The sequence below is a fragment of the Aeromicrobium sp. EU05-FHT14F07 genome (assembly GCF_058790455.1).
In genome coordinates this window covers 456,291-463,042 of the sequence record NZ_JBYTCR010000001.1, presented here as the reverse complement: position 1 = coordinate 463,042, position 6,752 = coordinate 456,291, and the positions used below count along the sequence as shown (strand labels likewise).

Sequence of the window (6,752 nt, the reverse complement as noted above, 5' to 3'; positions counted from 1 at the left end):
GACGTCAGACATCTCCACTAAGCCGGGAGGTCCTCCCCTTTCACAACCCCGTGTCACCAACGTGCCTGCCAAGTACAACTAGGGCAGGAGCGCCGCGGGGTCGGTGACGGGCAGCGCGCACACGTGGTCGCGGCACACGTAGGCCGTGGCCCGACCCTCGACCGCGACCCGGTCGGCGAGCAGGGGCACGGCAGGTGTCGCCGTCGCGGCGGCCACGACGACGGCGGGCGACGTGCGCAGGAGCGCGGCGCGGTGCAGGTCCTGACGCTCCTGCACGTCCGGGCCGACCACGGCGATCTCGTCCGGTCCGGCCAGCAGGGCCTCGGCCGCCGCCAGCGTCCACCCGGCGAACCGGGGCACCTTCTCCCCCAGCTGCGCCGCGGCCCGTACCGCGCGCTCGGCGGCGTCGCGGTAGCGCGGCTCCCCCGTCACGGCGGCCGCCGCGACGAGGGCGTGCGCCGCCGCGGAGGTGCCCGACGGGTAGGCGTTGTCGGACGCGTCCTGCGGTCGCACGACGAGGTCGGACGCGTCGTCGGCCGTGTCGTAGAAGCCGCCGTCGTCGGCGCCGAAGTGGTCGAGCACGCGGTCGAGCACCGTCTGCGCCCGCTCGAGCCACACTGCGTCGCCCGTGACGCCGAGCGTGGCCACGAAGGCCTCGGCGACGGTCGCATGGTCCTCGAGGACGCCGGCATGCTCGCCCGCGACCCCGTCACGCGAGGCGCGCAGGACGCGTCCGTCGTCGCGGAGGTGCACGTCGGCGAGCAGGGTCGCCGTCCGCACGGCGGCCTCGGTGTACCGCTCGTCCTCGAGCAGCACCCCTGCCTCGGCCAGGGCGATCACGGCCAGCGCGTTCCACGCGGCCACGACCTTGTCGTCGCGCGCCGGGCGGGCCCGCTGGGAGCGCGCGTCGAGGAGCCGCGCGCGGATCGTCGCCCACCGGTCCGGGTCGTCGGGGTCCTCCAGGAGCTGCAGGGTCGAGAAGCCGCGCTCGAACGTGCCCGCGCCCGTGACGCCCAGGAGCCGCGCCGTCCATGCGCCGTCGGAGGCGCCGAGCAGCCGCATGAGCTGGTTCGGGTTCCAGGCGTAGTACGCGCCCTCGTGGACGGCGCCGGTCGGGTCGGCGCTGTCGGCGTCGAGCGCCGACGCGAAGCCGCCCTCCGGCGTGCCCAGCTCGGTGAGCAGGAAGTCGGCGGTCTCGACGGCCACGCGGCGGGCGAACGCCTGGCGTCGCTCGTCGCCGGAGGCCCGCTCCGCGCGCCACCAGTGGAGGTACACCCGCAGCAGCTGGGCGTTGTCGTACAGCATCTTCTCGAAGTGCGGCACCTGCCAGTACCGGTCGACGCCGTAGCGGGCGAACCCGCCGCCCAGCTGGTCGTAGGTGCCGCTGCGCGCCATCGCCTCGCACGTCGTGCGCACCATCTCCAGCGAGCGCTCGGTGCCGGTGCGCGCCCAGTGCCGCAGGCACGCCTCCAGCACCATCGACGGCGGGAACTTGGGGCTGCCCGCGTAGCCGCCCGCCTCGTCGTCGTGCTGGCTCGAGAGCACCGACTGCGCGGCGTCGAGCGCGTCGGCGTCGAGCGCGGAGCCGCCGGCGTCGACCGTGTCGCGCAGGTGGGCGAGCACGTCGGCGCCCACCTGCATCACCTCGTCGCGACGGTTCTCCCAGGCGTCGGCCAGGGCCTGCAGCACCTGCGTGAAGGCCGGGTGCCCCTGGCGCGGCTCCGGCGGGAAGTACGTCCCGGCGAAGAACGGCTCGCCCGACGGGGCGAGCACGACGGTCATGGGCCAGCCGCCCTGGCCGGTCATGGCCTGCGTGGCGCGCATGTAGACCGCGTCGACGTCGGGACGCTCCTCCCGGTCGACCTTCACGTTGACGAAGTGGTCGTTCATGAACTGCGCCGTCGCGGGATCCTCGAAGGACTCGTGCGCCATCACGTGGCACCAGTGGCATGCCGCGTAGCCGACGCTGAGCAGGATCGGGCGGTCGAGCGACTGCGCGAGGGCGAGCGCCTCCTCGCCCCACTCCCACCAGTCGACCGGGTTGTCGGCGTGCTGCAGCAGGTACGGGCTGGTCGCGGCGCTGAGTCGGTTCGGCACACCTCAACCCTGCCAGGGACGCGCCCACCTCGCGCGCGGCGCGGATGGGGGCGCGGTGACCTGCGGCTGCGTCGGCGTGGCTTCCGGTCGTCCTGCGGCTGCGCTGGCTGCCGTCGTCGTCGTGACCTTCTGTGTGCGCTGCCTCGGCTGGCGCTGGGTGTGGTCTCCGCAAGGGCCTCGACCGGGCCGGCCGGGACCGGCACTCGGACTGTGGCTCGTGTGGGACGCAGGAGTCTGCGTTCGTGCGCGGGAGGGTCGAGGATGCTGCGTTTGCTACGGGATCCCGTCACCAACGCAGAAGCATTCGATCGTCGCACGCGAACGCAGAGTCTTGCGTGCCCCTTGCGGTGGGAATGACGAGGGATTCTTCCTTACTCGTGGCACGGTCCACGCGAAGGAAGAATCCTTCGCTCTGCCGGCGCCTGAGCGAACTCTCGCGCGCGCCAGCCGGCCGCGCGTCAGTCCCGGCTGACCGGGCCCTCGTCCGCCGAGCGGCCGCGCGAGGTCGACGACGTCGTCTCGTCGGCGTCGCCCTCCCAGGGCTGCGCCGCGCGCTTCGTGTGCTTCGCGAACGACTTGGCCAGGAAGAACACGGCCACGCCGAGCAGCGCGACGATCCCGAGGGCGAGCCAGCCGGGACGCACGATGTTCGGGTCGAGACCACGCGGCCGCTCGGCCGTCACCAGGTACGTCACGAGCTCGTTCATGCCGTCATCCTACGGGGCCGCGACGTCGGCGAGGTCAGCGCAGTCCGGCGAAGAGGTCGTCCTCCGGCACCGTCGTCTCGACCTTGGAGTCGACGAGCTGGTAGTCCTCCGTGGGCCACGCCTCGGCCTGCACCTCGTTGGGGACGGAGAAGAACCAGCCGTCCGGGTCGATCTGCGTGGCGTGGGCGAGCAGCGCCGCGTCTCGCACGGGGAAGTACTCCGCGCACTCGACCCGCGTGGTCAGCCGTGCCTCGTCCTCGGGCTTGCGCTCCCACTCCTTCATCCGCTCGGCGTAGGGGTTGTCGAGTCCGTGCCGCTCGAGCGCCTCGGAGATGGCCGTGAGCTTCTGCCAGTTCCAGCCGAGGTGGTAGTACAGCTTGCTGACCTGCCACGCCTCGCCGAGCTCCGGGTGCCACGTCGGGTCGGCCGCCTTCTCGTACGCGAACACGCTGATCTCGTGGCACTTGATGTGGTCGGGGTGCGGGTAGCCGCCGTTCTCGTCGTAGGTCGTGAGCACGTGCGGACGGAACGAGCGGACCAGGCGCACGAGCGGGACCGCCGCCTCCTCGACCGGGACCAGGCCGAAGCAGCCCTCCGGCAGCGGCGGCTTCGGGTCGCCCTCGGGCCACCCCGAGTCGACGAAGCCGAGCCAGTCCTGCTTCACGCCGAGGATCTCGCGGGCGCGGTCCATCTCCTCGCGACGGATCTCCGTGATGAGCTCGGGGTTGTCCTCGATGCCCGGGTGCTTGAACTGCGGGTTCAGGATGCTGCCGCGCTCGCCGCCCGTGCAGGTGACGACGTGGACGTCGACCCCCTCGGCGACGTAGCGGGCGGTCGACGCCGCACCCTTGCTCGACTCGTCGTCGGGGTGCGCGTGCACGTGCATGAGGCGCAGCTTCTCGGTCACCCGCCCAGTCTTCCATCGGACGGACCTCGGTGCGGCGCGGGGCCCGCCGTCCGAGCGACGACGGCGGCACCCGACGCCGTGGGGGCGCCTGGAACAATCGAGGGGTGAGCACCCTCGACGCACGCTACGGCCGACGCACTCGCGGCCGCTGGCTGTGGCCCACCGTCGCGGCGGTCGGCGTGCTCCTCGGCGTCGCCTGGGCGGCGTGGGTCGCGCTCGACACCGACCCCGTGTCCGGGGAGATCCACGGGTACACCGTCGAGTCGCCCACCCGGGTCGTGGCGACGCTCGACGTGCGTCGGCCCGACCCCGTCCCCGCTCGGTGCACGCTCTACGCGCAGGCGCTCGACCACTCCGTGGTCGGCGAGCGGACCGTCGACGTGCCCGCCGGGCGAGGCGAGCGCACACGGGTGACGGTGCCGATCACCACCGAGCGCGAGGCGGTCACCGCCGTCGTGAGGACGTGCCAAGTCCTGGACTGACTGCTAGGGTGGTCGTTCAACCCCGGGCTCGACGCCTGGGGTTGCGCTTGTCTTCACCTGCATGTCGGCCGGGAGGTTCCACCATGTCGCAGTCCAGCACCGAGACCATCTGGGTCACCCAGGAGGCGTACGACCGCCTGAAGGCCGAGCTGGCGAACCTCAAGGAGGTCGTCATGCCCGACATCACCGAGAAGATCGCGGCGGCACGCGACGAGGGCGACCTCAAGGAGAACGGCGGCTACCACGCCGCCCGCGAGGAGCAGGGCAAGGCCAACGCCCGCATCCAGCAGCTCGAGGACATGCTGCGCCGCGCCGAGGTCGGTGAGAAGCCGGCCGACGACGGTGTCGTCGAGGCGGGCATGGTCGTCGGCGTCACCTTCGCGGGCGACGACGAGGTCGAGCGCTTCCTGCTCGGCTCGCGCGAGCTGCTCAGCCTCGACTCGGCCGTCGACCTCGACGTCTACTCCCCGACCTCGCCGCTCGGCGCGGCCATCCTCGGCAAGAAGGTCGGCGAGGACGCCTCCTACGAGGCACCCAACGGCAAGACGCTGTCGGTCTCGATCGTCGAGGCCAAGCCGTTCTGAGCGCCTGACCGAAGGCCGGCTCCCGTCGTGGAGCCGGCCTTCCGTCATCCTTCGGCGCGGGGGTAGGTTCGACGGCATGAGCGTCGAGGCGGCGAAGCGGGGCTACACGTCGCCCTTGCGCGCTCGGCGGGCTGCGGAGACGCGCCGTCGGGTGATCGACGCGGCAGCGGCCGGGTTCGCCGCGCGCGGCTTCGTGGGCACGACGCTCGCGAGCATCGCCGCGGAGGCCGGCGTGTCGGTCGACTCGGTCGTCTCGGTCGGCAGCAAGGCCTACCTGCTGCTGGAGGCCTTCCGCACGCGGTACGCCGGTACGGGCGAGTGGGAGTCGGTGCTCGACGCGTCGACCGCGCAGGACGTCCTGGCGCTGACGGACCGCGACGAGGGACTGGAGGGGATGGTCGGCTTCCTGGCCGACGGCCACGCCCGGTCGGCGGACCTCTGGACCGCCCTGCGCGCCACGGCGCAGTTCGAACCGGTCGTCGCCGAGGGTCTCGCCGAGCTCGTGCGTCTCAAGGGCGAGTCGTTCGAGGTCACGACCCGCTGGATGCTCGACCTCGGCATCCTCGAGCCCATCGACGAGGCCGACCTGCCGGCACTGACGGTGCAGGTCAACCTGGTGTCGGCGGCGGAGACGTACACGACGCTCGTGCGCGACTACGGGTACGCCGACGAGCAGTACCGCGCCTGGCTGCGCCGCACCCTGCCCGTCATCCGACCCTGACCACGGGGCACCGACGACTGGACTCAGACGAGCCGGTGCCCCAGGCCGGCGAGCCGGCGCAGCGCGTCGGCGGCGTGGTCGGGCCCGCGGGTGGCAACCTGCACGGCCACCTCGACCTCGCGCACCCCGAGGGAGTCGGCCGCCCGGTCGTGCGCGACGTCGAGCACGTTCACCTGCAGGGCGGCCAGGTCGGTCAGCAGCCGCATCAGCTCGCCGGGCCGGTCGGAGAACCTGACCCGCAGCTGCATGAACCGGCCGGCTGCGGCCAGGCCGTGCCGGATGACGTCCAGCAGGAGCAGGGCGTCGATGTTGCCGCCCGACAGGACCGGCACGACCGGTCCGGCGAACCGCTCGGGGTCGTCGAGCAGCGCGGCGACGCCAGCCGCCCCGGACGGCTCGACCAGCATCTTCGCGCGCTCGAGCAGGCCGATGAGCGCGGCGCTCATCGCGTCCTCGCTGACGGTGACGACGTCGTCGAGCTCCTTGGCGATCACCTCGAAGGGGATGAGCCCCGGCTCGGCGACGGCGATGCCGTCGGCCATGGTCGGTCCCATCACGCCCGCGACCGGGTGGCCCTCGGCGAGCGACCCGGGATACGCGGCGGCGTCGGCTGCCTGCACGCCGATCACGGACACGTCGGGGCGACGCTCGCGCAGCAGCGCGATGCCCGCGGCGAGCCCCCCGCCCCCGAGCGGCACGAGGACGGTGCGGACCTCGGGCAGCTGCTCGATGATCTCCAGGCCGACGGTGCCCTGGCCGGCGAGCACGTCCTCGTGGTCGAAGGGGTGGATGAGCACGGCACCGGTGCGCTCGGCGAACGCCTTGGCGTGCACCAGCGCCTCGGTGACGCCCGTGCCGGCGAACTCGATGGCGGCGCCGTAGCCGCGGGTGGCCGCCACCTTCGGCAGGGCTGCGCCGTCGGGCATGAAGATCGTGGCGCGCGTGCCGAGGAGCTGCGCCGCGAGGGCGACGCCCTGCGCGTGGTTGCCGGCGCTCGCCGCGACCACGCCGCGGGCGCGCTCCGCCTCGGTCAGCCCGGCGATGCGCACGTAGGCACCACGGATCTTGAACGACCCGGTGCGCTGCAGGTTCTCGCACTTCAGGTGCACGTCGGAGCCGACCCGCTGGCTGAGCCACCGCGAGTGCGCCATCGGCGTGCGCTCCACCACCGGCGCGAGCAGGTCGCGCGCGGCCTCGACGTCCCTCAGGTCGACCATGACGTCAGCCTAGGTGCTGACGTCCCGTCGTCCGACA

7 protein-coding genes are annotated in these 6,752 nt (G+C 72.8%); 3 read left to right on the top strand and 4 right to left on the bottom strand.

Going from position 1 to position 6,752, the window contains the following annotated elements:
* Positions 1–78: 78 nt before the first annotated feature.
* The 3 genes from AC3WRM_RS02330 to mca form a co-directional block, all read right to left on the bottom strand.
* Positions 79–2,097: a thioredoxin domain-containing protein gene (locus tag AC3WRM_RS02330; RefSeq protein ID WP_492249018.1), complete on the bottom strand. Its 2,019-nt coding sequence runs from the start codon at positions 2,095–2,097 to the stop codon at positions 79–81.
* 458 nt (positions 2,098–2,555) lie between these two features.
* Positions 2,556–2,804, bottom strand: a complete 249-nt coding sequence (locus AC3WRM_RS02325; RefSeq protein ID WP_492249017.1) for a hypothetical protein — start codon at positions 2,802–2,804, stop codon at positions 2,556–2,558.
* 34 nt (positions 2,805–2,838) lie between these two features.
* Positions 2,839–3,711, bottom strand: a complete 873-nt coding sequence (mca, locus tag AC3WRM_RS02320) for a mycothiol conjugate amidase Mca (protein ID WP_492249016.1) — start codon at positions 3,709–3,711, stop codon at positions 2,839–2,841.
* A 104-nt stretch (positions 3,712–3,815) separates the two neighbouring features.
* Here mca and AC3WRM_RS02315 point away from each other — a divergent pair, with 104 nt between their 5' ends.
* The 3 genes from AC3WRM_RS02315 to AC3WRM_RS02305 all read left to right on the top strand — a co-directional run bounded on the left by AC3WRM_RS02315 (position 3,816) and on the right by AC3WRM_RS02305 (position 5,498).
* Entirely contained in the window at positions 3,816–4,193 is a 378-nt protein-coding gene (locus AC3WRM_RS02315; protein WP_492249015.1) for a DUF4307 domain-containing protein, read from the top strand.
* A gap of 83 nt (positions 4,194–4,276) precedes the next feature.
* Positions 4,277–4,777: a transcription elongation factor GreA gene (greA, locus tag AC3WRM_RS02310; protein ID WP_492249014.1), complete on the top strand. Its 501-nt coding sequence runs from the start codon at positions 4,277–4,279 to the stop codon at positions 4,775–4,777.
* Between the two features lie 76 nt (positions 4,778–4,853).
* Positions 4,854–5,498, top strand: coding sequence for a hypothetical protein (locus AC3WRM_RS02305; protein WP_492249013.1), 645 nt, complete (start codon positions 4,854–4,856; stop codon positions 5,496–5,498).
* A gap of 23 nt (positions 5,499–5,521) precedes the next feature.
* On the opposite strand, the gene ilvA is transcribed toward AC3WRM_RS02305, so the two are convergent.
* On the bottom strand, positions 5,522–6,715 hold the full coding sequence (ilvA, locus tag AC3WRM_RS02300) for a threonine ammonia-lyase (RefSeq protein WP_492249012.1): 1,194 nt from the start codon (positions 6,713–6,715) through the stop codon (positions 5,522–5,524).
* Positions 6,716–6,752 lie beyond the last annotated feature (37 nt).

Excerpts from the sequence above, each read along its gene's own strand:
- AC3WRM_RS02325 (WP_492249017.1), bottom strand. The coding sequence starts at position 2,804 with ATGAACGAGCTCGTGACGTACCTGGTGACGGCCGAGCGGCCGCGTGGT.
- greA (WP_492249014.1), top strand. The coding sequence starts at position 4,277 with ATGTCGCAGTCCAGCACCGAGACCATCTGGGTCACCCAGGAGGCGTAC.
- AC3WRM_RS02305 (WP_492249013.1), top strand. The coding sequence starts at position 4,854 with ATGAGCGTCGAGGCGGCGAAGCGGGGCTACACGTCGCCCTTGCGCGCT.
- ilvA (WP_492249012.1), bottom strand. The coding sequence starts at position 6,715 with ATGGTCGACCTGAGGGACGTCGAGGCCGCGCGCGACCTGCTCGCGCCG.